This window comes from Sphingomonas sp. Leaf28 (assembly GCF_001421685.1).
GTDB classification, from domain to species: domain Bacteria; phylum Pseudomonadota; class Alphaproteobacteria; order Sphingomonadales; family Sphingomonadaceae; genus Sphingomonas; species Sphingomonas aurantiaca.
This window is the reverse complement of the sequence record NZ_LMKX01000008.1, coordinates 326,806-347,638: the sequence shown is the minus strand read 5'-3', so window position 1 is coordinate 347,638 and position 20,833 is coordinate 326,806. Positions and strand designations below refer to the sequence as shown.

Annotated in this window: 18 protein-coding genes; 7 read left to right on the top strand and 11 right to left on the bottom strand. The window is 66.5% G+C overall.

What is annotated here, in order from left to right; all coding sequences use genetic code 11:
* Position 1: 1 nt before the first annotated feature.
* The 4 genes from tgt (at position 2) to ASE79_RS12020 (ending at position 5,359) form a co-directional block, all read left to right on the top strand.
* A complete protein-coding gene (tgt, locus tag ASE79_RS12035) occupies positions 2 to 1,150 on the top strand; it encodes a tRNA guanosine(34) transglycosylase Tgt (protein WP_156359673.1) in 1,149 nt (382 codons plus the stop codon).
* Positions 1,147 to 1,344 (top strand): hypothetical protein, encoded by a 198-nt coding sequence (locus tag ASE79_RS12030; RefSeq protein WP_056416621.1) that lies wholly within the window; start codon positions 1,147 to 1,149, stop codon positions 1,342 to 1,344. The genes tgt and ASE79_RS12030 overlap by 4 nt, the downstream gene beginning before the upstream one ends.
* An 8-nt stretch (positions 1,345 to 1,352) precedes the next feature.
* The gene (locus tag ASE79_RS12025; RefSeq protein ID WP_056416620.1) at positions 1,353 to 4,190 is read left to right on the top strand and encodes a M16 family metallopeptidase; all 2,838 of its coding nucleotides are present in this window, start codon (positions 1,353 to 1,355) and stop codon (positions 4,188 to 4,190) included.
* Positions 4,191 to 4,360: 170 nt separating this feature from the next.
* On the top strand, positions 4,361 to 5,359 hold the full coding sequence (locus tag ASE79_RS12020) for a cell wall hydrolase (protein WP_056416617.1): 999 nt from the start codon (positions 4,361 to 4,363) through the stop codon (positions 5,357 to 5,359).
* Positions 5,360 to 5,460: 101 nt separating this feature from the next.
* On the opposite strand, the gene ASE79_RS12015 is transcribed toward ASE79_RS12020, so the two are convergent.
* The 7 genes from ASE79_RS12015 to ASE79_RS11985 all read right to left on the bottom strand — a co-directional run bounded on the left by ASE79_RS12015 (position 5,461) and on the right by ASE79_RS11985 (position 9,512).
* Entirely contained in the window at positions 5,461 to 5,691 is a 231-nt protein-coding gene (locus tag ASE79_RS12015; protein ID WP_056060610.1) for a hypothetical protein, read from the bottom strand.
* Positions 5,692 to 5,794: 103 nt separating this feature from the next.
* Positions 5,795 to 6,007, bottom strand: a complete 213-nt coding sequence (locus tag ASE79_RS12010; RefSeq protein ID WP_031394996.1) for a cold-shock protein — start codon at positions 6,005 to 6,007, stop codon at positions 5,795 to 5,797.
* Positions 6,008 to 6,285: 278 nt separating this feature from the next.
* Positions 6,286 to 6,699: a glycine zipper 2TM domain-containing protein gene (locus tag ASE79_RS12005; RefSeq protein ID WP_199860981.1), complete on the bottom strand. Its 414-nt coding sequence runs from the start codon at positions 6,697 to 6,699 to the stop codon at positions 6,286 to 6,288.
* 77 nt (positions 6,700 to 6,776) lie between these two features.
* Positions 6,777 to 7,220 carry a DUF3597 domain-containing protein gene (locus tag ASE79_RS12000; protein WP_056416614.1) on the bottom strand — a complete coding sequence of 148 codons (444 nt, stop codon included), beginning with the start codon at positions 7,218 to 7,220 and terminating at the stop codon, positions 6,777 to 6,779.
* Positions 7,217 to 8,674 (bottom strand): hypothetical protein, encoded by a 1,458-nt coding sequence (locus tag ASE79_RS11995; protein ID WP_056416611.1) that lies wholly within the window; start codon positions 8,672 to 8,674, stop codon positions 7,217 to 7,219. Before ASE79_RS11995 ends, ASE79_RS12000 begins: the two co-directional genes overlap by 4 nt.
* The gene (locus tag ASE79_RS21430) at positions 8,671 to 8,949 is read right to left on the bottom strand and encodes a hypothetical protein (RefSeq protein WP_056416606.1); all 279 of its coding nucleotides are present in this window, start codon (positions 8,947 to 8,949) and stop codon (positions 8,671 to 8,673) included. The genes ASE79_RS11995 and ASE79_RS21430 overlap by 4 nt, the downstream gene beginning before the upstream one ends.
* A 245-nt stretch (positions 8,950 to 9,194) precedes the next feature.
* Positions 9,195 to 9,512, bottom strand: coding sequence for a hypothetical protein (locus tag ASE79_RS11985; RefSeq protein WP_056416603.1), 318 nt, complete (start codon positions 9,510 to 9,512; stop codon positions 9,195 to 9,197).
* 117 nt (positions 9,513 to 9,629) lie between these two features.
* On the opposite strand from ASE79_RS11985, the gene ASE79_RS21885 reads away from it, so the two are divergent.
* Together ASE79_RS21885 and ASE79_RS20975 are read left to right on the top strand one after the other, a co-directional pair.
* On the top strand, positions 9,630 to 9,782 hold the full coding sequence (locus ASE79_RS21885) for a BrnA antitoxin family protein (protein WP_321163334.1): 153 nt from the start codon (positions 9,630 to 9,632) through the stop codon (positions 9,780 to 9,782).
* Positions 9,783 to 10,364: 582 nt separating this feature from the next.
* A complete protein-coding gene (locus ASE79_RS20975) occupies positions 10,365 to 11,660 on the top strand; it encodes a DUF6575 domain-containing protein (RefSeq protein ID WP_156359672.1) in 1,296 nt (431 codons plus the stop codon).
* Positions 11,661 to 11,802: 142 nt separating this feature from the next.
* Here ASE79_RS20975 and uvrA read toward each other — a convergent pair whose 3' ends face one another.
* Positions 11,803 to 14,700 (bottom strand): excinuclease ABC subunit UvrA, encoded by a 2,898-nt coding sequence (gene uvrA / locus ASE79_RS11975; RefSeq protein WP_056416599.1) that lies wholly within the window; start codon positions 14,698 to 14,700, stop codon positions 11,803 to 11,805.
* Positions 14,701 to 14,887: 187 nt separating this feature from the next.
* Between uvrA and ASE79_RS11970 the strand changes: the two genes are divergently transcribed.
* The gene (locus ASE79_RS11970) at positions 14,888 to 15,394 is read left to right on the top strand and encodes a hypothetical protein (protein ID WP_156359671.1); all 507 of its coding nucleotides are present in this window, start codon (positions 14,888 to 14,890) and stop codon (positions 15,392 to 15,394) included.
* 166 nt (positions 15,395 to 15,560) lie between these two features.
* Here ASE79_RS11970 and ASE79_RS11965 read toward each other — a convergent pair whose 3' ends face one another.
* From ASE79_RS11965 to odhB, 3 genes are all read right to left on the bottom strand, one after another.
* The gene (locus ASE79_RS11965; protein ID WP_156359670.1) at positions 15,561 to 16,703 is read right to left on the bottom strand and encodes a GGDEF domain-containing protein; all 1,143 of its coding nucleotides are present in this window, start codon (positions 16,701 to 16,703) and stop codon (positions 15,561 to 15,563) included.
* Between the two features lie 1,260 nt (positions 16,704 to 17,963).
* Complete coding sequence (gene lpdA, locus ASE79_RS11960; RefSeq protein ID WP_056416590.1) at positions 17,964 to 19,358, bottom strand: dihydrolipoyl dehydrogenase; 1,395 nt, start codon at positions 19,356 to 19,358, stop codon at positions 17,964 to 17,966.
* A gap of 127 nt (positions 19,359 to 19,485) precedes the next feature.
* Complete coding sequence (gene odhB, locus ASE79_RS11955) at positions 19,486 to 20,721, bottom strand: 2-oxoglutarate dehydrogenase complex dihydrolipoyllysine-residue succinyltransferase (RefSeq protein ID WP_056416586.1); 1,236 nt, start codon at positions 20,719 to 20,721, stop codon at positions 19,486 to 19,488.
* Between the last annotated feature and the right edge of the window lie 112 nt (positions 20,722 to 20,833).

The following is a 20,833-nucleotide window of genomic DNA, read 5'->3' as shown; positions in this document are numbered from 1 at the left end:
CATGACCCGTCCCCGTTTCGACTTCACGATCTCCGCCACCGACGGCAAAGCGCGCACCGGCGTCATCGCGATGCAGCGCGGCGACATCCGCACGCCTGCGTTCATGCCGGTCGGCACGGCCGCCACCGTCAAGGGGATGAAGCCTGCCGACGTGGTCGGGGCTGGCGCCGACATCATCCTCGGCAACACCTATCACCTGATGCTGCGGCCGGGCGCCGAGCGCGTTGCGCGGCTGGGCGGGCTGCATGCGTTTTCAGGCTGGTCGAAGCCAATTTTGACCGATTCCGGCGGCTATCAGGTGATGAGTCTCGCCGACCTCACCAAGCGGTCCGAGGAAGGCGTGTCGTTCAAGTCGCATCTCGACGGGACGCGGCATCTGCTGAGCCCCGAGCGGTCGATCGAGATCCAGCGGTTGCTCGGCTCGAACATCGTCATGGCGTTCGACGAACTCGTGCCGACGACGTCGACGCGCGAGGTCCAGGCCGCGGCGATGGAGCGATCGATGCGCTGGGCGAAGCGATCGCGCGCGGCGTTCGACGCGGGCGAGGCGCATGCCGAGAACAACGCGATCTTCGGGATCCAGCAGGGTGCGCTGAACGAGGGGTTCCGCAAATCCTCGGCAGATGCGCTGATCGACATCGGCTTCGACGGCTATGCGGTCGGCGGGCTGGCGGTCGGCGAGGGCCAGGAAGCGATGTTCGGCTGCCTCGACTTCGCGCCGGACCAGTTGCCGGTCGACAAGCCGCGCTATCTGATGGGCGTCGGCAAGCCCGACGATATCGTCGGCGCGGTCGAGCGCGGGATCGACATGTTCGATTGCGTGATGCCGACCCGGTCGGGCCGCACCGGCCAGGCCTTCACGCGGACCGGGCCGATCAATATCCGCAACGCGAAGTTCGGCGAGGATACCGGGCCGCTCGACCCCGCCTGCCCCTGCCCCGTGTGCGCGACGTGGAGCCGGGCGTATCTGCATCACCTCGTCCGATCGGGTGAAATGCTCGGCGCGATGTTGATGACCGAGCATAATATCTGGTTTTATGAGACATTGATGGCGGACCTGCGGGCGGCGATCGCTGCTGGTGCGTTGACGCAGTTCGCGAACGCGTTCCGTGCGCAGTACGTGCGGAAGAGTGAAGGAGAACAGACATGACCAAGCCGATCGATAGCGACACCCCGAACGAGATCCTCGCGGCAGCGAAGGAAGCGAAGTTGCAGGCGGAGGCGGTCGCACACAACGCGGTCGAAAAGGCGAAGAGCTGGCCGCTCGCCAAGATCGGTCTCGGCGTCGGGATCGGGTCTGCGGCCATCGCCGGTGCGGTGCTGTTCGCCAACCGCAACAAGTAGGGACCTCGATGCGCCTCCTCCGCTCCGCTCTGCTGCTCACCGCGGCATGTTTCCCCGTAGCGGCGGCGGCGCAGACCGCGCCCGGCCAGGCACCCCGACAGATCGGGGTCAAGCCGATCGCCTATACCCAGCGCACGCTGCCGAACAGGCTGCGTGTCTATGCGATCCGCGATACCGGCACGCCGAACGTGTCGGTGCAAGTCTGGTACGATGTCGGATCGAAGGACGACCCCAAGGGCAAGTCCGGCTTCGCGCACATGTTCGAACATCTCATGTTCAAGTCGACGCGCAACCTGGTGTCGGAACAGATGGACCGGCTGACCGAAGACGTCGGCGGCTACAACAACGCGTCGACCAACGACGACTATACGAATTATTACGAGGTGATCCCCGCCAATCACCTCCAGCGGCTGTTGTTCGCGGAGGCCGACCGGATGGCGAGCCTTGTCGTTGAGCCCAAGAGCTTCGGCTCGGAACGCGACGTCGTGAAAGAGGAACTGCGCCAGAGCACGCTCTCGCGGCCCTATGGCAAGCTGTTCTCGCTCTATTATCCGGCGCTTGCCTACACGGCGCATCCCTATGCGCGGGGCACGATTGGCAGCCTGGAGAATCTCGAAGCCGCCGGGATCGAAGACGTGCGCGCCTTCCATGCGACCTATTACCGGCCGGACAATGCAATCCTGGTCGTGTCGGGCAATTTCGATCCTGCGCAGCTGAACGGCTGGGTCGACCAGTATTTCGCAGGAATCAAGCAGCCATCGGCGGCGATCCCGCGGGTAACGGTGGCCGAGCCTGCGCGCACGAAGGCGGTGACGCGTACCGTGTACGAGCCCAATACGCCGCTGCCTGCAGTGCTCGTCAGCTACCATGTCCCCGCGGATCGCGATGCCGACATCGCTGCGCTGACGGTGCTGAAGGCGGTGCTGGCAACGGGCGAGAGCTCGCGGCTGTACGAGAGCGTCGTGTACCGCGATCAGCTCGCGCAGTCCGCGGAAGCCTTCCTCGACACGAAGCAGGCGACCGGCAATCTGGTGGTCTATGCGATCCTCGCGGGCGGCAAGACGGCCGAGGCGGGCGAAGCAGCGCTGAAGCGCGAGATCGCCCGGTTCCGCGATGCCCCGGTAACGGCCGCCGAACTGGCCGAGGCGAAGAACGAGATCCTCACTCAGTCGATCGAGTCGCGCGAGACCGCGGAGGGCAAGGCGAGCACGTTGGCGGCCGCGGTGCTGATCGATGGCGATCCGCAGGCGGCGGACAAGCAACTCGCGGCGATCGCGCAGGTCAGCGCGGCGGATATCCAGCGGGTCGCGCAGAAATATCTCGGCGACACCCAGTCGGCGACGATCCGGTATCTGCCGATCGGCGACAAGCCCGCCGGTGCGGTCGCCGATGCGATCACGGTAGCGCCGACCGTAAGGGTTGCCGACCTGACGGCGCCGGCCAACGTCGCGATCGTGACGCCTGCGCCCGACGGACAACGCGTCCAGCCCCCTGCCCCTAGCGCACCCGTATCGCCGACGATCCCGCAGCCCGTCGAGGTCCGGCTCGCCAACGGCATGCGGCTGGTCACGGTGGAGCGGCACGACCTGCCGATCGTCACCGCCTATCTCGTAACCGCCGGCGGTGCAGCGACCGATCCGGCGAACCGCCCCGGCGTCAGCAACCTGACCACCGAGTTGATGACCAAGGGTACCAAGACGCGCTCCGCGACGCAGATCGCGCGCGCTATCGAAGGCCTTGGCGGCGCGATCGGCAGCGACGCGGGGAGCGACGGCGCCTCGGTCGCGGTGACGGTGAAGTCGGACCAGCTCGATCCGGCGATGGCGATCCTCGCGGACGTTGCCGTAAACCCCGCCTTCGCGCCCGACGAGATCGAGCGGGTGCGGACGCAGCAGATCGACGCGGTCACGCTGGCGTTGAAGGACCCGGCGCAGGTCGCAGCGCTAGTCGCCGATCGTGCGGTGCTCGGCGCCTCGCCTTATGGCGCGCCCACCGGGGGTACGCCGCTGTCGTTGCGGGCGATCACCCGTCCGGACATTCTCGCTGCCTATGCGCGGAGTTTCCAGCCGGGTCAGGCGACGCTCATCATGGTCGGCGACGTCAGCGCGGCGCGTGCAAAGGCCTTGGCGGAGGCAAGGTTCGGTGGCTGGACATCCGCCGGCCGTGCCACGCCCAAGGCACCCGCGATCGTGTACCCGAAGCCCCGTGTCATCGTCGTCGACATGCCCGAGGCGGGCCAGGCTGGCGTCGTCGTCGCCCGCCCCGCGATCGCGCGGCGCGATCCGCGTTATTATCCGCTCGCAGTCGGCAACACCGTGCTTGGCGGTGGCTTCTCGTCGCGGCTGAACCAGGAGATCCGCATCAAGCGCGGGCTGGCCTATGGCGCGAGCAGCGGGCTGGACGCGGGCAAGACGCAGGGCACGATCGCCGCAAGGACGCAGACCAAGAATCCCACGGCGGCCGAGGTCGTGACGTTGATCGCCGCCGAGATGACGCGGCTTGGATCGGCGCCCGTCCCGACCGCCGAACTCGACACGCGCAAGGCGGTGCTCGTCGGCAATTTCGGACGCGGGATCGAGACCACGTCCGGCGTCGCCGGTATCCTAGGCGCCTATGTCCAGAACGACGTGCCGCTCGGTGAATTGCAGCGATACACGGGCGCGGTCGGTGCAGTCGATCCGGCGGCGGTGCAGGCGGCAGCCACCGCGCTGCTCGATCCGACGGAAGCGAGCATCGTCGTGGTCGGCGATGCGAAGCAGTTCATCGAACCGCTGCGCAAGGCTTATCCGTCGGTCGAGGTGATCCCCGAAGCCGCGTTGAAGCTCGACACGGCAACGTTGCGGTAAGCCATGCCTGCTAGGGTGCCCTGTCGTCCCGTGCTGGGACGGACGGATTCGGTGGAGGATCGTGCGCGTCCAATCGGCTATGCGCGACGTTCATGGTCCTTGCGGCAGTCTTGCCCCGGGGCAGGTAGAAGGTAACAGCGTTGCGCGTTCGGTTGCAGACGGTTCGACTGATGCGCCGCATCTGGCTTGCGATGGTTGCCGTGTTGCTGGTGATCGGCGCCGGCATGTCCGCGCACGCTGCTCTGCGCGTGATCTCCGAACGGAACGCGGCGCGGGATCGCGCCATGGTCGCGGCGGATGCGCGGGCGGCCGCCCCTGGCTCCACGGTTTTCGCCGACCAGGAAACCGCAGCGCCTGCAGCCGGCGTGACGGGGACCATCGACCTGCCCGACTTGCCGATCCCCGCGGGCGTGGCTCTCGATTCCGGCGTCGTGCCTGCACGGCCCTTCTCGATGGCGGGCGCCTCGGCGATCGACCGCGACCGGGCGCGGCAATGTCTGACCGCCGCGATCTATTACGAGGCGGCGTCGGAGCCTGACGCGGGGCAACAGGCGGTTGCGCAGGTGATCCTCAACCGCGCGCGGCATCCGGCATTCCCCGGCACCGTGTGCGGTGTGGTGTACCAGGGATCGGAGCATGCCGGTTGCCAGTTCAGCTTCGCCTGCGACGGGGCGATGGCTCGCGTGCCGGCGCGGGCTGCCTGGGTTCGGGCGGCGCGGGCTGCGGGGATGGCGCTGGCTGGGTATGTCTACGCGCCGGTCGGGCTCGCCACGCATTACCATACCTATGCGGTGACCCCGGCGTGGAACCGCAGCCTGGTGATGACCGATGTCGTCGGTGCGCATTTCTTCCACCGCTGGAAGGGCTATTGGGGCACGAGCGCGGCGTTCAACCAGCGCTATGCCGGTGGCGAGCCGGTGCCGGGACCGCATCGGGAGATCCAGCCATTGGCGCCGCCGACGCCGGAGATGATCGCCGCGGCCGGGGCTGCGGCGGTGGCGGCCGCTTCGGCCGGCGAGACGGCCGCCGTTACACCGAGCGCACCGGTTGCAGTGGCCAAGGCCAGTCCGGTGCCTTCGAAGCCCGCAGCGGCGGTCGTCACGGACATGCTACCACCGGAATCGCAGATCCTCGACCGGTGGAAGGACTCCGGCAAGCCGCTGAAATAGCTCGTCGATTCAACCCGGGACGCCAGACACAACAAAACCCGGAGGCGGTGCCGTCCGGGTTTCGGTTGCTGTCAGCGTGATTAGCGCGGGCTGATCTGAATTTATTCCGCGGGGACCATCGACGGGGTGCCGATCATCATGCGTTCGCCACCGGGAGGGGCGGCTTCGCGGGCGGCGCGGAGAATCTGGGTGCGTTCGGCGCGCGATGCCATGTCGTCCCAGGCCTTTTCGGCGCGGCGGCAGCGATCGCGGACATTGTCGAGGAGGGCGGCATCGCCATTGCGACGCTCTTCATCAGCGCGGGCCCGGTAAAATTCTGGATTATCGGCCATGCTGATGCGCTCCTGCGGGAGGGTAGAGAAAGAGTTGGTGCGGCGATCCGAAGACCGCCGCACCGCAACCGAGATCAGGTGGCGAATTGCTCCGCCGACGAGATCAATCGGCTGGCTGGAGGTTCACGGCCGACTGCTTGCCACGCTTGTCGGGCTCGAGCTCGTAGGTGACGCGCTGGTTCTGGTTCAGCGTCGGCATGCCGGCGCGCTCAACCGCGGTGATGTGCACGAATGCATCGTTGCCGCCGCCATCCGGCGCGATAAAGCCATAGCCCTTGTCGGCGTTGAAAAACTTGACGGTTCCGGTGATAGCCATGAATTGGCTCCTTCTTAGTATGGGTAGCCCGACGTTCGAGCGACCCTGTGCCGCGGAGCAGGGAAAGAAGGAGAAAGGTGCCGCAAAGCGCCAAGAACCGTCGATGTGCGACTGTAGCTGAGCGCTATATGGGCCAAGACCGCCGGAATTGCAAATCTTGCCGGGAAAATCGGTCCAGAATTACATCGAATATCACATAGGATATTTTCGGAACCGCGGTTCGGCGCGGAAAAATCTTGGGTCGACCGGCGCCGATATTTCGGCGCCGGTCGAGGGATTTAGCGGCAGCGGGTGTCGTTGCTCGAGCGATCCACCGCACGCCCGGCAAGCGCACCACCAGCCGCACCGAGCACGGTACCGAGCAGGCCCGAGCCGCCTGGCGCGATGACGTTGCCGAGCACGCCGCCGGCGACCCCGCCGACGATCAGGCCGGTGGTGCCGTCGTTGCGGCGGCAGTAATAGCGGCCGTCATTGCCGCGATAGACGCGGTCGTTGCGCGACAGACGACGCTCGCGATAGCGGCGGTCGTCGCGGTAGTAGCGGCCGGCGTCGTAGCCGCCATAGGACGGGTCGGGCGCGTTATAGTCATAGCCACGATAGCGCGGGTCGACGCCGTAGCGGCTGCCTCCGTCGCCAACGCAACCGGCAACCAGGGTCGAGGCGGCCAACAGGCCCAGCATCGCAACGCGCATTTCGTGTCCTTTCAGGGGGTTGATACTGAAAGCGTAATGATCGGCGCCGGGGTTTGGTTGCCGGCGCCGAAACAGGCTCAATCCTTGAGGTTCGCCGGCACGGTGCCGCCGTTCTTCTCGAGCTCGCGCATCACGGCCTTTTGCAGCCAGATGTTCATCTCCGCGCTGCCGTCCTTCTCGCCGGTATAGCCGAGCTCGGTGGCGAGCTCCTTGCGGTTGGCGAGGCTCGAATCGAGATCGAGCAGCTTCATCAGATCGACGATCGACGTGCGCCAGTTGAGATCGGAGCCCTTCTTCGACGCGATGCCCGAGAGGACGGCCTCGACGTCGACCGACTGGGCGGGGGCAGCCTGCGGAGTCGGCGCAGGTGCGGCCGGTGCGGGCGTCGGCGCGGGCTGGGCGGCAGTGGTCTGCGGGGCCGGTGCAGGCGCTGCCTCGGGCTTGGGCGTGCCGAAATGGCCGCTGCCGAGCGGGCCGTGCTCGCCGAAGATGGCGGACTTGATCTTGCTGAAGATGCTCATGGGAGGCTCCGTCGTTGTCGTGAAGTACGGCGGCAGAACGTCCGGTGCGGGATTTGGGTGCAGCCTTCACGACCGCTGCGACGGATTGGCCGCGGGGTGCGGCTAGACGGGCGGCTGGACGGGGGGGCTAGACGGGGGTCGGGGCGCAGCGGATCGAACGTCCAGGCGAGCCCGGCGATACGATCCGCATCGGTGTCGCCGACCGCCGCCGCCCCCGCTTCGTCGACGAGCCCCGCATCGACCGCATAGCCCACGAACCAGCTGTCGCGGTCCGCGCCCTCGGCGACCAGGCGTTCGGCGATCTCGCGGTCGCGCGGCGCTTCGAGGATGATCCCCTCCTCGTCCGAACATTCGCGGCTATAGTCGTCATCGCCGAAGACACCCGATTCCGAGCCGAAATAGCCGGGCGGCGGCGGGAAGCAGGTGCGCCAACGGTTCGCGCCATGGTCGTACCAGACCGGGCAATCGGGGTTGCGGCCCTCCTCGCCCCCTGAGTGAAGTATAGGAAGTGCAGACGCTGGCGCAGCATCGTGCGGCGCGTCGTCGGCGGCTGGCGCGGGGTCCGGGGCGGGGTCCGGCGCGGGTGGGGCCACGGGCTCGGGCGCGAGCTGGAGCAGCCCGGCGGCCTCGGCGCGCGCCCATTGCTCGGCGGTCCAGCCGGCGCGGGCGGCGGGATCGAGATCGGCGACGACGATCCCCGACGCGACGCCCGCCGCGCTGCGCAACCAGCGGTCCGCGCGGGCGAGCGCGACGATCGGCGCCATCGCCGCCTCCGCTGCGGCGACGCGCTCCGCCGGGCGGTCCCCTGCCCGCTCGCCATCACCCTGGAGGGCCGCCATCGCGTCGGCGTCGAGCCGCTCGCCGAGGAACAGGCCGGCGCGGGCGGGGCCGGCGTCGCGCGCGATGATGTCGAGGAACGCGTCGAACTCGGCGGCGACCATGCGCGTGGCGGCGGTCGCGGTCTCGCTCGCGTCGGCGTGGCGATCGAGCCGGTTGAGCAGCGACATGGCGAGGCGGTTGTCGTAGCGATGGCGCTCGATCACCTCGCCGTCGGGGCGGGTGACGCGCTCGGTCTGGCCGGCGATCGCGCGGAGGAAGAGCGTCTCGGCGACGACCGGTCGCGCGACGAGCCTGGCGGCGTCCCAGCCGAGCGCGAACGCCGCACCCGCCGCGCGCCGCCGCAGCGCATAGGCGGCACCGGAGGAGAGGCCGACGCTGGCGCTGGCCTCGTCGACGGTGGCGCCCTCGGCGATGCGTTCGAGAAAGCCGCGCTGGCGATCGGGCGTCCAGCCGTCGCTGCGCTGCGTGTAGCGCGCGGGCGTGGCCGGGGCGTAGCCGTGGAGGGGCGCGGCGTCTGGCGGGGCGTGTTCGGGATTGGCGGCGGTTTGCGGGGGCGCGGGAGTGGCATGCGGGGGCGCGTCGCTGGCGCCGGCGGGTGCGAGGGGGGCGGTCACTTGCGCAGGCGCCGGAACAGCGCGGTCGAGGAATCGCGGTTGGCGGCGATCTCGGGCGAGACCGGGATGCGGTGGCCGATCCGGCCTGCGTCGACATGCGCCATCCAGGCGAGGACGTGGCGGACCTCTTCGGCGGCGTGCTCGGGGATCAGTCGTTCGGGCGCGCGTGGGGGTGTCGGTGGCGGCGCTGGCTGGGGTGGCGGGGGTGGCGGCGCAGGGATCGGCGGCTCGGTTTGCGCGCGGGGCGGCTGCGGGTCGGTGGGTGCGTTCGCCATGATCGATCCTCCTGCTGTGCGAAGAGGACCGATCAGATATGCCGGGTCGGGGTGTGTAGGACAGCGGTTTTTACCGGGGGGCGACGGACCTTCGATGTCCGGCGGCCGGTTGCCCGCTGCCCTTCTAGTTCCCCCGCGGAGGCGGGGGCCCAGGAGCTACGGTCGTCGTCCTGCCTAAACCTGGGCTCCCGCCTTCGCGGGAGAACAGGCAGACGTAGGGGGAGACGCCGCGGGGTCCGGCTATGTTAGCCGAGCGTCGACCCGCGATCGGCCGCGAACGACGGTGCGGGGCCGGTGGCGGGGCGGAGCGACTCGCGCTCGGCCTTGGTCGGGACGGCGGTGGGATCGGGGCGGAACGCGTCGGGCGCGCGATCGTCCGCGCCGGGGCGGGGCTTGTCGAGCGCGAGATCGGGCGCGGCATGCTCGGCGGGGTTCTTCTTCGATCGCAGGAAGACGGCGAGCAACGCACCGCCAAGCCCGATCGCGGCGGCGGCGGCCGCGAGCGCGTTGCGGCCGAACGTCTTGGGCTTGGGGGGCGTGTGGGGGTGGCGGGGCTTGGTCATACGCGTTTCCTTTTGGTTTGATCGGGAAACGGGTGGCCGGGTGGCGGGGTTCCGCCCGGTGGATGGGGAGGAGAAGCATCCATTACCGATGCAATCTCAATTTCGCCGAGGCTTGCGGTGTTATGCTCGGATCGACGACTGCTGCACGATATAGTCAAGCAGCGGGTGACCCTGCGCCTCAAACTGCACGTGCTAGCCGACTTTCGCGAGGACGGGCCGGGCCAACAGGGACGGATCAATGCGGCCTTGCGGGCGACGGCGGGGCTTTGACGGGAACGATATCGGAGGGGCTGATGAACGATATTGTAAATATGGTTCGGCGTTACTCGTGACAGACCGTTGCGGAATAGCCACTGCCTGATATTACTGATTTGTAATTAGGATTTCCGACGGGACGCCAATGACATCCGATGGCCGCTCAATAACGCCTTACGATCCTTTGTTACATTCCAAACCAGCTGCACATATGACGTCAGCATTCTCAGCATTGGTATTGCAATATTCCAGTTTCCCGGGCGATTGCCCTCCTACAACAGCACATGCCGGCCCCAAGGAGCTGTTCCGCCTCGTCGTGAACACGCCCCCTACGCAGGACGATTTTCGGACCTGCTTAGAGCTAAAAAAGAACCTAGGCGCGGATGCCTGCCTTCGCTGCTCTCTTTCCACCTACAGTAGTCAAGAGCATGCTGAACGGCTGAAGAAGGATATACCCTTTTTCCGGCGACACCGGATAGCATCCGGCGTCGTGCCTGCTCATGGCGGCGTAATGAAGAGAACGACCTCACGCGCCGGTCACTGGTCGTGGTGGCCGGCGAATGGATATCAGCGTCACATGACGTTTGTCATTTTGTCATGAGACTTCCCGATCTCGACCCAAGCGGGGGCCCTCTCCGAATCAAAGAGGTATTAATCGACTACGACGGACCGCAGTTTTTCGTAACTCACAATGACGGCGGCTCACGTTTTCTCGGTCTTCACACTCTATCCCCGCCAAATTCCGATAATTGGCTGTATGTTCGAGTGAGCGCGAACCGGATATCGCGTATTATAAGCGGCAAGGTAAGCATCCGGGACGCTTTCTCTAATCCAGAATTTGGCAATATAGCACTTCAACAGCTTTACGCCGGCGCAGACTTTGAATCAGTTGAAGAATTAACTTGGCATCCTTCCAATGAGATCGGTGATGATTATTTACCAGACGTCGATTCATACTTACAAGCGCCGGATTTGGTCTCCCCGAAAAATCAATTAGCAGTATCCCGCTCCTCGCAACCCATCCAAGCAGTAGTTCGCAGAGCGAACACGCCTATGTGGGAGTTCGATCCAGCGGTGGTCGATATCCTCAGAGCAGCCAAAACCCCAGCACACATAGCCGCAACAATGACAAGACGCAGTGTCATCGATCTGGCGTTTTCAATAAGCAAAAATCGGACCGACTTTCCTGTACGCAGCCTGAGTGCTGTTCTTGGCGTCACCCAGTCTTTGATAGATTCTTTGGCGATAGATTCGATAGATTCGTCGAATCGAGGTCCAATATCGTCGAGCGTGCGCGGAAGGACTGCCCTTGATGCCGTAGCAGCCTTTCCTTCGTCATTTGGAATAAGGCTCGAAACAAATCAGGGAGACATGGCGGATCACGGTCCGATCGAGACTGCGTTACAGCGGTTAGCGCAACTACTCGGAGCAATTAACGACTCTGCGTCTATGCAAATGGCGCTGAAGGGCATCTCGAAGAGAGCGCAAAATCACTTTAAGGCATTCTCAAAAGCTTTAGCGCTAGGCAAGGCCGAATTGAAACTTGAAACAGCTTATCCCGGGCAAGATTCCACAACCAGGATTGTCATATCGACAAAAGACATCGCTTGGCTGACGAAGTTTTTAGACCATGAGGTAAACGCGATAGAGCGAAACTTTCAATTCAAAGGCCGGCTCTTAGGCGTCAGCTTGAGAAGTAAGTTTTTCCTTCTCCAAGGGGAAGATGGAAACGAGATATCAGGTCGGATTACCAAGGAGTGCTTGAGCAAAATCAACGAGAAACGAATAAATGTCGAGCACATCGCGGACATTCTTGAGCTAACCGAGGTTAGTGAAGCAACTGGAGAAGAATCCCACAAGTATTATCTAACTGGAATAGATGAAGTTGAATGAGATAAATACCCGATGGAATGGCAACTAGCACGCGACGCCATTGCGATTAGAGCGAATTTTAACCTTAGCTCTCAACCGTCACTCCACTTGGGAACGGGCCCTGCCACCGCCCGCCCTCCCCCGAGGGAGGAGAGATTTTGCGTTACTCCGCCCCCACCACCTTCTTCTCCAGCAACGGCGCCAGATACTTCCCCGTGAAGCTCCCCTTGGCCTTGGCGACCTTCTCCGGCGTGCCCTCGGCGACGATCTCGCCGCCCTTGACGCCGCCTTCGGGGCCGAGGTCGAGCACCCAGTCCGCGGTCTTGATGACGTCGAGATTGTGTTCGATCACCACCACCGTGTTGCCCTGCTCGACCAGCGCGTGGAGGACTTCGAGCAGTTTGCGGACGTCCTCGAAATGCAGCCCCGTCGTGGGTTCGTCGAGGATGTAGAGCGTGTTGCCGGTCGCGCGGCGCGAGAGTTCCTTGGCGAGCTTGACGCGTTGCGCCTCGCCGCCCGAGAGCGTCGTCGCCTGCTGGCCGACCTTGACGTAGCCGAGGCCAACCTCGACCAGCATCGCCATCTTGTCGCGGATCGGGGGGACCGCCTTGAAGAACTCGGCGGCGTCCTCGACGGTCATGTCGAGCACGTCGGCGATGCTGTGGCCCTTGAACTTCACCTCGAGCGTCTCGCGATTGTAGCGTGCGCCGTGGCAGACGTCGCACTGCACATAGACGTCGGGGAGGAAGTGCATCTCGATTTTGAGCACGCCGTCGCCCTGGCACGCCTCGCAGCGGCCGCCCTTGACGTTGAAGCTGAACCGGCCGGGCTTGTAGCCGCGCGCCTGGCTCTCGGGCAGCCCCGCGAACCAGTCGCGGATCTGCGTGAAGCTGCCGGTATAGGTGGCGGGGTTGCTGCGCGGGGTGCGGCCGATCGGCGACTGGTCGATGTCGATGACCTTGTCGAGATATTGCAGGCCGGTGATCTTGTCGTGTTTCCCTTGCACGATGCGCGCGCCGTTCAGCTCGCGCGCGGCGGCGGCGTAGAGCGTGTCGATCGTGAAGCTCGACTTGCCCGACCCCGAGACGCCGGTGACGCAGGTGAAGGTGCCGAGCGGAATGCTCGCGGTGACGCCCGTCAGGTTGTTCGCGGTGGCGTTGTGCACGGTGAGCTTCTTGCCGTTGCCTTTGCGCCGCGTGGCGGGCACGGGCACTTCGCGCGTGCCGTTGAGATAGTCGGCGGTGATGCTGCCCTTCGACTTCAGGATCTGCTTGAGCGTGCCTTGGGCTACGACCTGGCCGCCGCGGACACCTGCGCCGGGGCCCATGTCGATGATATAGTCGGCAGTGCGGATCGCGTCCTCGTCATGCTCGACGACGAGCACGGTGTTGCCGAGATCGCGCAGGCGCCGCAGCGTCTTGAGGAGCATGTCGTTGTCGCGCTGGTGCAGGCCGATGCTGGGCTCGTCGAGGACGTAGAGCACGCCCGACAGGCCGCTGCCGATCTGCGACGCGAGGCGGATGCGCTGGCTCTCGCCGCCGCTGAGCGTGCCGCTCGTGCGATCGAGGTTGAGATAGTCGAGGCCGACATTGTTGAGGAAGCCGAGGCGTTCGACGATTTCCTTCAGGATCCGCTCGGCAATCGCGTTCTGCTGGTCGCCCAGATGCTGCGGCATGTCGGTGAAGAACTGGAGCGCGTCGACGACCGAGAGGTGCGTGGCGTAGCTGATGTCCTTCATCGCGATCTTGACCGCGAGCGCTTCGGGTTTCAGGCGCGCGCCAGCGCAGACCTCGCACGGGGCGGCGGACTGGTATTTGTTCAGCTCCTCGCGCATCCACGCGCTCTCGGTCTGGAGCAGGCGGCGGTTGAGGTTGCCGATGACGCCCTCGAACGGCTTGGAGACATCGTATTTCTTCTTGCCGTCGATGAAGGTGAGCGTGACGGGCTTGCCCTTCGAGCCGTGCAGGATGACGCGCTGGACCTCCTCGGGGAGGTCGGACCAAGGGGTCTCGATGTCGAACTTGTATTCGCGCGCGAGGCTGCCGAGGACCTGCATGTAATAGGGCGAGGGCGGGTTGGATTTCGCCCAGGGGACGACCGCGCCCTTCTTGATGCTGAGCATGTGGTTGGGGACGACGAGGTCTTCGTCGAACAGCAATTTCTCGCCGAGGCCGTCGCAGGCCGGGCATGCGCCTTGCGGGGCGTTGAACGAGAACAGGCGCGGCTCGATCTCGGAGATGGTGAAGCCGCTGACCGGGCAGGCGAACTTCTCGCTGAAGACGATGCGGCCGTCGGGGGCGTTGCTGCCGAGGATTTCGGACTTGGGGGTGTGCGGCTCGACCGGGTCGGCGGGGTCGACATAGGCGAGGCCTTCAGCGAGCTTCAGCGCGGTTTCGAAGCTCTCGGCCAGGCGCGTGGCGATCTCGCCGCCGACGACGAGGCGGTCGACGACGACCTCGATGTCGTGCTTGTACTTCTTGTCGAGCGCGGGCGCCTCGTCGATGTCGTGGATCGTGCCGTCGATGCGGACGCGGGTGAAGCCCGCCTTCTGCCACTCGGCGAGTTCCTTGCGATACTCGCCCTTGCGACCGCGGACGACGGGGGCGAGCAGGTACAGCCGCGTGCCCTCAGGGAGCGCCATCACGCGGTCGACCATCTGGCTGACGGTCTGCGCCGCGATCGGCTCGCCGGTCGCGGGCGAGTACGGGATGCCGACGCGCGCCCAGAGCAGGCGCATATAGTCGTAGATCTCGGTGACGGTCGCGACGGTCGAGCGCGGGTTGCGCGACGTCGTCTTCTGCTCGATCGAGATGGCGGGGCTGAGGCCTTCGATGTGGTCGACATCGGGCTTCTGCATCAGTTCGAGGAACTGGCGCGCATAGGCGCTGAGCGACTCGACGTAGCGGCGCTGGCCCTCGGCATAGATGGTGTCGAACGCGAGGCTCGACTTGCCCGAGCCCGACAGCCCGGTGATCACCGTCAGCGTGTCGCGGGGGATGTCGATGTCGACGTCCTTGAGGTTGTGCTCGCGCGCGCCGCGTACGGAAATCTTGGTCAGCATAAGTCGGTCTGTTCCATATTTGTTCGTGTGCGGCAAGCTGTGTTCGCGCGCAGCGACGCCTGTACGGCGCCATTCGATCGGGTGCTGAGATGGGTAACGTCGGCGGCCGGCGAAAGGGGGCATTGTCGTGGGTCAGCGCGATACTTACATGGTGTATTGGATATACAATACAGCTTTGGAGGCCGGCATGGGCAAGAAGAAGGACGAGCGAAAGCGGCGCGAACGCGAGGCCGAGCGGACCGCGCAGGCCACAGGCGGCGAGCACACGCATGACTCGCACAAGCATGGGAAGCACAAGCATGGTGGCGCTGCTCCGTTCGCGGGGATTGCGGCAGCGTTGACACGGCAGATGGGAACGCCGGCCGGGCGGCAGGTGATCGCGGCCGGGCTGATGATGGCGGCCAACGCGATTACCGCGAAGGACGCGCGTGGCGCCGCGCCACGTCCGCCCGAGCCGCCAAAGCCTGGGGCGACGCCGGAGTCGTCCGCGCCGCCGGAGTCGCCGTCGGAGTCGCGCGAGTCTGCGGCGACCGGGACCGGGCCCTTTGCCGGCGGCACCGCCACCCCGCCGAAAAGCGACGCCCCCGCGCTGCCGCCCGAATTGTCCAAGGTGATCGACTCGGTCGCTGCGGGTATCGAGCGCTTCGCCGCGGGCTTTGCCAAGCCCGCCAAGCCGGACTCGCCGAAAGCCTGATCGGAGTTGAATCCTCCCCCGCTAGGGGGAGGTGGCGCCGTTAGGCGACGGAGGGGGAGGACGCGCAACATAGGCCGTCGCATACCGCCCCCTCCGTCAGGCTGGCGCCTGCCACCTCCCCCTGGCGGGGGAGGATCGTTGGGCTCGGGAGTGGCGCGCGGCCTTGTCAGGCGACCTTGGCGAGGAGCCTTGGTGCGCGACAGTCGCTCTTGACGGCGTACATCGCGTGGTCGGCACGCGCGATGAGCGTGGCGAGCGGCGTGGTGGCGGCGTCCTCGATGAGGCCAACGCTGATGCTGGGGGCGATGCCGATCGGGACGTGATGCGTCATGGTCTGCGCGAACGCGGTCGCCATGCGGGTGCCGAGTGCGCTGGCCTGCTCGACGGGAATGCCGGGGAGCAGGCAGACGAACTCGTCGCCGCCCCAGCGGGCGAGATGGCCGTGCGTACCGAGGACGTCGCGGACGATGTCGGCGAGCATGCGCAGCGCGGCGTCGCCCGCGGCATGGCCCTGCGTGTCGTTGAGCATCTTGAAGCGATCGACGTCGATCATCATCACCGACACGCGCCCGCTGTCGGCGAGCGTGCGCGCGACGCGGTCTAGGCCGGCGCGGTTGAGCGCGCCGGTGAGCCAGTCGCGCTCCATCTGGTCGAGCAGTGCGTTCTGGCCACGCTCCGCCTGGAGGATCAGCAGCGAGAAGGCGCGGAAGATGATGAAGGCGATCTGGCCGGCGGCAAACCAGGCGCCGATATCGTCGTGGACACCGGTCAGCCGCGTGCCGATCCGGTCGCCATAGGCGAGCCACCCGCGGGCGAGGAACATCGGGACGGTGATGGCGAACAGCGCGGCGACGATCCAGCCGGTCTGGAGAGACTCGCGGCGCGCCATCCGGATCGCGACGACGACGACGACGAGGTCGAACGCGGCGCGGATGACGCTGAGATAGGCGACGCGGAGGTGGAATTGCGCGGGGTCGCGAATGCCCCAGAAGGGCAGCCCGCAGACCAGCGCGATCCCGAGCAACGGCATCACGCGCGCGTCGGGGCGGCTGAACCGAATCACCGCGCCCGCGATCAACGCATAGCCGATCACCACCGCGGGGTTGCCGATGCTGGGCAGCCAGGCGAGACCGATCCGGTCGTTCAGCACCGCCATCAGCGCCCCGCAACCGGCGATCAGGTGGCCCGTGCCCCATAGCCCGGCCCATGCGCCGAACCGACCGGTCGCGAGCGGGATGAGGTGGATGAAACCGGCGACCAGCATGCCGAGGCCGGCGACGACGTAGAGAGTAGTAAGATCCAGCGCCACGGAGACCTGCTTGTTGGTTCGTTAGGCGGCGTCTTAGGGCGGCTTTGCTAAGGATTGGTTCCGGTTGGGGGGGTGTGTGACTCCCCCGCCCCCGTTATCCCGGCGGACGTCGGGGCCTGTGGTAGCGGACCGGGTGATGGCAGCAGGGTGTCGCCGGGTGCGCCGGGTCCATGGGTCCCGGCGTTCGCCGGGATGACGGGTGGGGGTTGAGGGCCCCTTGCGGGTTTGGGAGGGTGATTGCGGGTGAGGCGGAGCGTGGTTGGATTGTGCGCCGCTAGACCCGCCTTCGCTCCCCGCCACCTCGGCCTTCGCTCCCCGCCCCTTCCCCGTCATCCCGGCGGACGCCGGGACCCATGGTTGCGGACCGGGTGATGGCAGCACGGTATCGCCGGGTCCGCCGTGTCCATGGGTCCCGGCGTTCGCCGGGATGACGGAGGGGGTTGAGGGTCGCTCACGGGGTATGGGAGGGTGATTGCGGTTAAGGCGGAGCGTGGTTGGATTGTGCGCCGCTAGACCCGCCTTCGCTCCCCGCTACCTCGGCCTTCGCTCCCCGCTACCTCGGCCTTCGCTCTCCACCACCTCGGCCCTCGCTCCCCACCCCTCCCCGTCATCCCGGCGGACGCCGGGACCCATGGTTGCGGACCGGGTGATGGCAGCACGGTATCGCCGGGTTCGCCGTGTCCATGGGTCCCGGCGTGCGCCGGGATGACGGGTGGGGGTTGAGGGCCCCTTGCGGGTTTGGGAGGGTGATTGCGGTTAAGGCGGAGCGTGGTTGGATTGTGCGCCGCTAGACCCGCCTTCGCTCTCCACCACCTCGGCCTTCGTTCCCCGCCCCTTCCCCGTCATCCCGGCGGACGCCGGGACCCATGGTAGCGGGCCGGGTGATGGCAGCACGGCATCGCCGGGTGCGCCGGGTCCATGGGTCCCGGCGTGCGCCGGGATGACGGATGGGGTTGAGGGTCCTTGCGGGGTTTGGGAGGGTGATTGCGGGTGGGGCGAAGCGCGGTTGCGTTCTCGTGTCGCTATCTCCGCCCACGTCCACGCCACACCCGCGCTCGCGCCCGCGCCTGCACCCGCGCTGAGCAAACGCAGAGAGGGCGCCGGTGGGGTTACCACCGACGCCCTCCGATACTCGGCTCGACCCTGGCTTGGCCGGACAGGGGCGAAGCCCCCGTCGTCGGACGGCGCTGGAGCGCTGCCGGCCGGTCCGACCGCGGGTGCTCGGCCGTAGCTGGCGCTACGGCCTTTGCGCGGTCGTACTCAGATGTGGATGGGCTTGCCCTGTACCGCCATCGCGGCTTCCTTCATCGCCTCGGCATGCGTGGGATGCGCGTGGCAGGTGTAGGCGATGTCCTCGGACGTCGCGCCGAATTCCATCGCGATGGCGGCTTCGGCGATCAGCGTGCCGGCGAGGCTCGAGACGATCCAGACGCCCAGCACGCGGTCGGTCTTGGCATCCGCGATGACCTTGACGAAGCCGTCGGTGTCGCGGTTGGTCTTGGCGCGGCTGTTCGCGGCGAAGGGGAACTTGCCGACCTTGATCTCCGTCATGTCCTTCGCGGCTTCCTCGGTGAGGCCGACGCCGGCGATCTCGGGCATCGTGTAGACGACCGACGGGATGACGTCCTCGTTGACGATGCCGGTCTGGCCGGCGATGTTCTCCGCCACCGCGACGCCCTCGTCCTCCGCCTTGTGCGCGAGCATCAGGCCGGGGACGCAGTCGCCGATCGCCCAGACGCCGTCGACCTTGGTGCGGAACGAGTGGTCGGTCTCGATCTGGCCGCGCTTGTTGAGCTCGAGGCCGATCGACTCGAGGTTCAGGCCGTCGACATTGGCCTTGCGGCCGATCGAGACGAGCACCGCGTCGGCGGTCATCGTCTCGGACGCGCCACCGGCGGCGGGCTCGACGGTGACGGTCGCGACGCCATTGTCGACGGTTACGCCGGTGACCTTGGTCGAGAGCTTCAGTTCCATGCCCTGCTTCTTGAAGAGCTTGGCGCTCTCACGGCGGACTTCGCCATCGAAGCCGGGGAGGATCTGGTCGACGAATTCGACGACGGTGACCTTGGCGCCGAGACGACGCCAGACGCTGCCCAGCTCGAGGCCGATCACGCCGCCGCCGATGACGACCATGTGCTCGGGGACCTTGGGGAGCGCGAGTGCGCCGGTCGAGTCGACGACGGTGGTCTGGTCGACCTCGACGCCGGGGAGCGGCATGACGCTCGAGCCGGTGGCGATGACGATGTTCTTGGCGGTGACCTTCTGGCCCGCGACGTCGACCGTGTGCGCGTCCTGGAACGCGGCCTTGCCCTTGAGCCAGGTGACCTTGTTCTTCTTGAACAGGAATTCGACGCCGCCGGTCAGTTCCTTGACGGCCTTGGCCTTCTCGGCGTGCATCTGGTCGAGGTTGAGCGTGACGCCGGTGAACTCGACGCCGAACTTGGTCATGTGACCGCCCTTGGCCTCCTCGTACAGCTCGGACGCGTGGAGCAGCGCCTTGGACGGGATGCAGCCGACGTTGAGGCAGGTGCCGCCGAGCGTCTCGCGCGATTCGGCGCAGGCGGTGCGCAGGCCAAGCTGCGCGGCGCGGATCGCGGCGACGTAACCGCCGGGGCCCGCACCGATTACGAGGACGTCATAGTCATAGTCAGCCATTGTCGCTTCTCTCTTACTTCCCCGGCGCAGGCCGGGGCCCAGTTGGGAGATATATGGGGAGGGCGAGGCGCTTCGTCACCGTGGCCTTCCCCACTGGGCCCCGGCCTGCGCCGGGGTGGTTAGATATTTACAGGTCGATCAGGATGCGCGTCGGGTCTTCGATCGCGTTCTTGAGCGCCACCAGGAACGTCACGGCTTCGCGGCCGTCGATCAGGCGGTGGTCATAACTGAGCGCGAGATACATCATCGGGCGGATGACGACCTGGCCGTTGATCGCGACCGGGCGCTCCTCGATGCGGTGGAGGCCGAGCACTGCCGACTGCGGCGGGTTGATGATCGGGGTCGACATCAGCGAGCCGAACACGCCGCCGTTCGAGATGGTGAACGTGCCGCCCTTCATCTCGTCCATCTTGAGCGCGCCGTCCTTGGCACGCTTGCCGAAGTCGCCGATCGTCTTCTCGATCGTCGCGACCGACATCTGGTCGGCATCGCGGATCACGGGGACGACGAGGCCGCCCGGCGACGAGACCGCGACCGAGATGTCCGCATAGTCGTGATAGACGATGTCGTCGCCGTCGATCGACGCGTTGACCGACGGGATGTCGCGCAGCGCCATGGTGGCGGCCTTCACGAAGAAGCCCATGAAGCCGAGGCGGACGCCGTGCTTCTTCTCGAACAGGTCCTTGTACTTGGCGCGGGCCTCGATCACCGCGGTCATGTCGACGTCGTTGAACGTCGTCAGCATCGCGGCGGTGTTCTGCGCTTCCTTGAGGCGCTTGGCGATCGTCTGGCGCAGGCGAGTCATGCGGACGCGCTCTTCGCCGCGGCCCGAGGCTGCGGGTGCTGCGGCCGGTGCCGGCGCAGGCGCTGCGGCTGGAGCGGGCTTGCTCGAGGCGGCGGCGGTCACATCTTCCTTGGTGATGCGACCGTCGCGGCCGGTGCCCTTGACGGTGCCGGGGTCGACGCCGTGCTCGAGCACCGCGCGGCGGACCGACGGGGAAAGCGCGGCGGGCGAGTCGCTGGTGCCGGCACCGGGCTGGTCGCCGTACCCTGCGCCGGACTCGTCCTTGGCGGGCGTTGCGGTCGCGGCGGGCTCTGGCGCCTTGGCGGGAGCAGCGGCGCCGTCGCCCGCGTCGATCGTGGCGAGCATCGCGCCGACCTGGACCGTGTCGCCGACTGCGACCGCGTGCTGGCCCATGACGCCGGCGACCGGCGACGGCACCTCGACCGAGACCTTGTCGGTCTCGAGGCTAGCGATGGGCTCGTCGACGGCGACGGGATCGCCGGGCTGCTTCAGCCACTCGCCGAGGGTGGCTTCGGTGATCGATTCACCCAGGACGGGGACGGTGACTTCGGTTGCCATTTTCTATCTTCCTATCGTTCCCCGGCGAAGGCCGGGGCCCAGGTGGGAAAGGTCATTTCTTAGCGACTGGCCTCCCCCAACTGGGCCCCGGCCTTCGCCGGGGAACAGTGAG

Coding starts and splice junctions, on each gene's coding strand:
- ASE79_RS12000 (WP_056416614.1), bottom strand. CDS start 7,220: ATGAGCATCTTCAGCAAGATCAAGTCCGCCATCTTCGGCGAGCACGGC.
- uvrA (WP_056416599.1), bottom strand. CDS start 14,700: ATGCTGACCAAGATTTCCGTACGCGGCGCGCGCGAGCACAACCTCAAG.
- ASE79_RS12025 (WP_056416620.1), top strand. CDS start 1,353: ATGCGCCTCCTCCGCTCCGCTCTGCTGCTCACCGCGGCATGTTTCCCC.
- lpdA (WP_056416590.1), bottom strand. CDS start 19,358: ATGGCTGACTATGACTATGACGTCCTCGTAATCGGTGCGGGCCCCGGC.
- ASE79_RS21430 (WP_056416606.1), bottom strand. CDS start 8,949: ATGGCGAACGCACCCACCGACCCGCAGCCGCCCCGCGCGCAAACCGAG.
- odhB (WP_056416586.1), bottom strand. CDS start 20,721: ATGGCAACCGAAGTCACCGTCCCCGTCCTGGGTGAATCGATCACCGAA.
- ASE79_RS12020 (WP_056416617.1), top strand. CDS start 4,361: ATGCGCCGCATCTGGCTTGCGATGGTTGCCGTGTTGCTGGTGATCGGC.
- ASE79_RS11970 (WP_156359671.1), top strand. CDS start 14,888: ATGGGCAAGAAGAAGGACGAGCGAAAGCGGCGCGAACGCGAGGCCGAG.
- ASE79_RS12015 (WP_056060610.1), bottom strand. CDS start 5,691: ATGGCCGATAATCCAGAATTTTACCGGGCCCGCGCTGATGAAGAGCGT.
- ASE79_RS12005 (WP_199860981.1), bottom strand. CDS start 6,699: ATGCGCGTTGCGATGCTGGGCCTGTTGGCCGCCTCGACCCTGGTTGCC.
- ASE79_RS12010 (WP_031394996.1), bottom strand. CDS start 6,007: ATGGCTATCACCGGAACCGTCAAGTTTTTCAACGCCGACAAGGGCTAT.
- ASE79_RS11985 (WP_056416603.1), bottom strand. CDS start 9,512: ATGACCAAGCCCCGCCACCCCCACACGCCCCCCAAGCCCAAGACGTTC.
- ASE79_RS20975 (WP_156359672.1), top strand. CDS start 10,365: ATGAGACTTCCCGATCTCGACCCAAGCGGGGGCCCTCTCCGAATCAAA.
- ASE79_RS12030 (WP_056416621.1), top strand. CDS start 1,147: ATGACCAAGCCGATCGATAGCGACACCCCGAACGAGATCCTCGCGGCA.
- tgt (WP_156359673.1), top strand. CDS start 2: ATGACCCGTCCCCGTTTCGACTTCACGATCTCCGCCACCGACGGCAAA.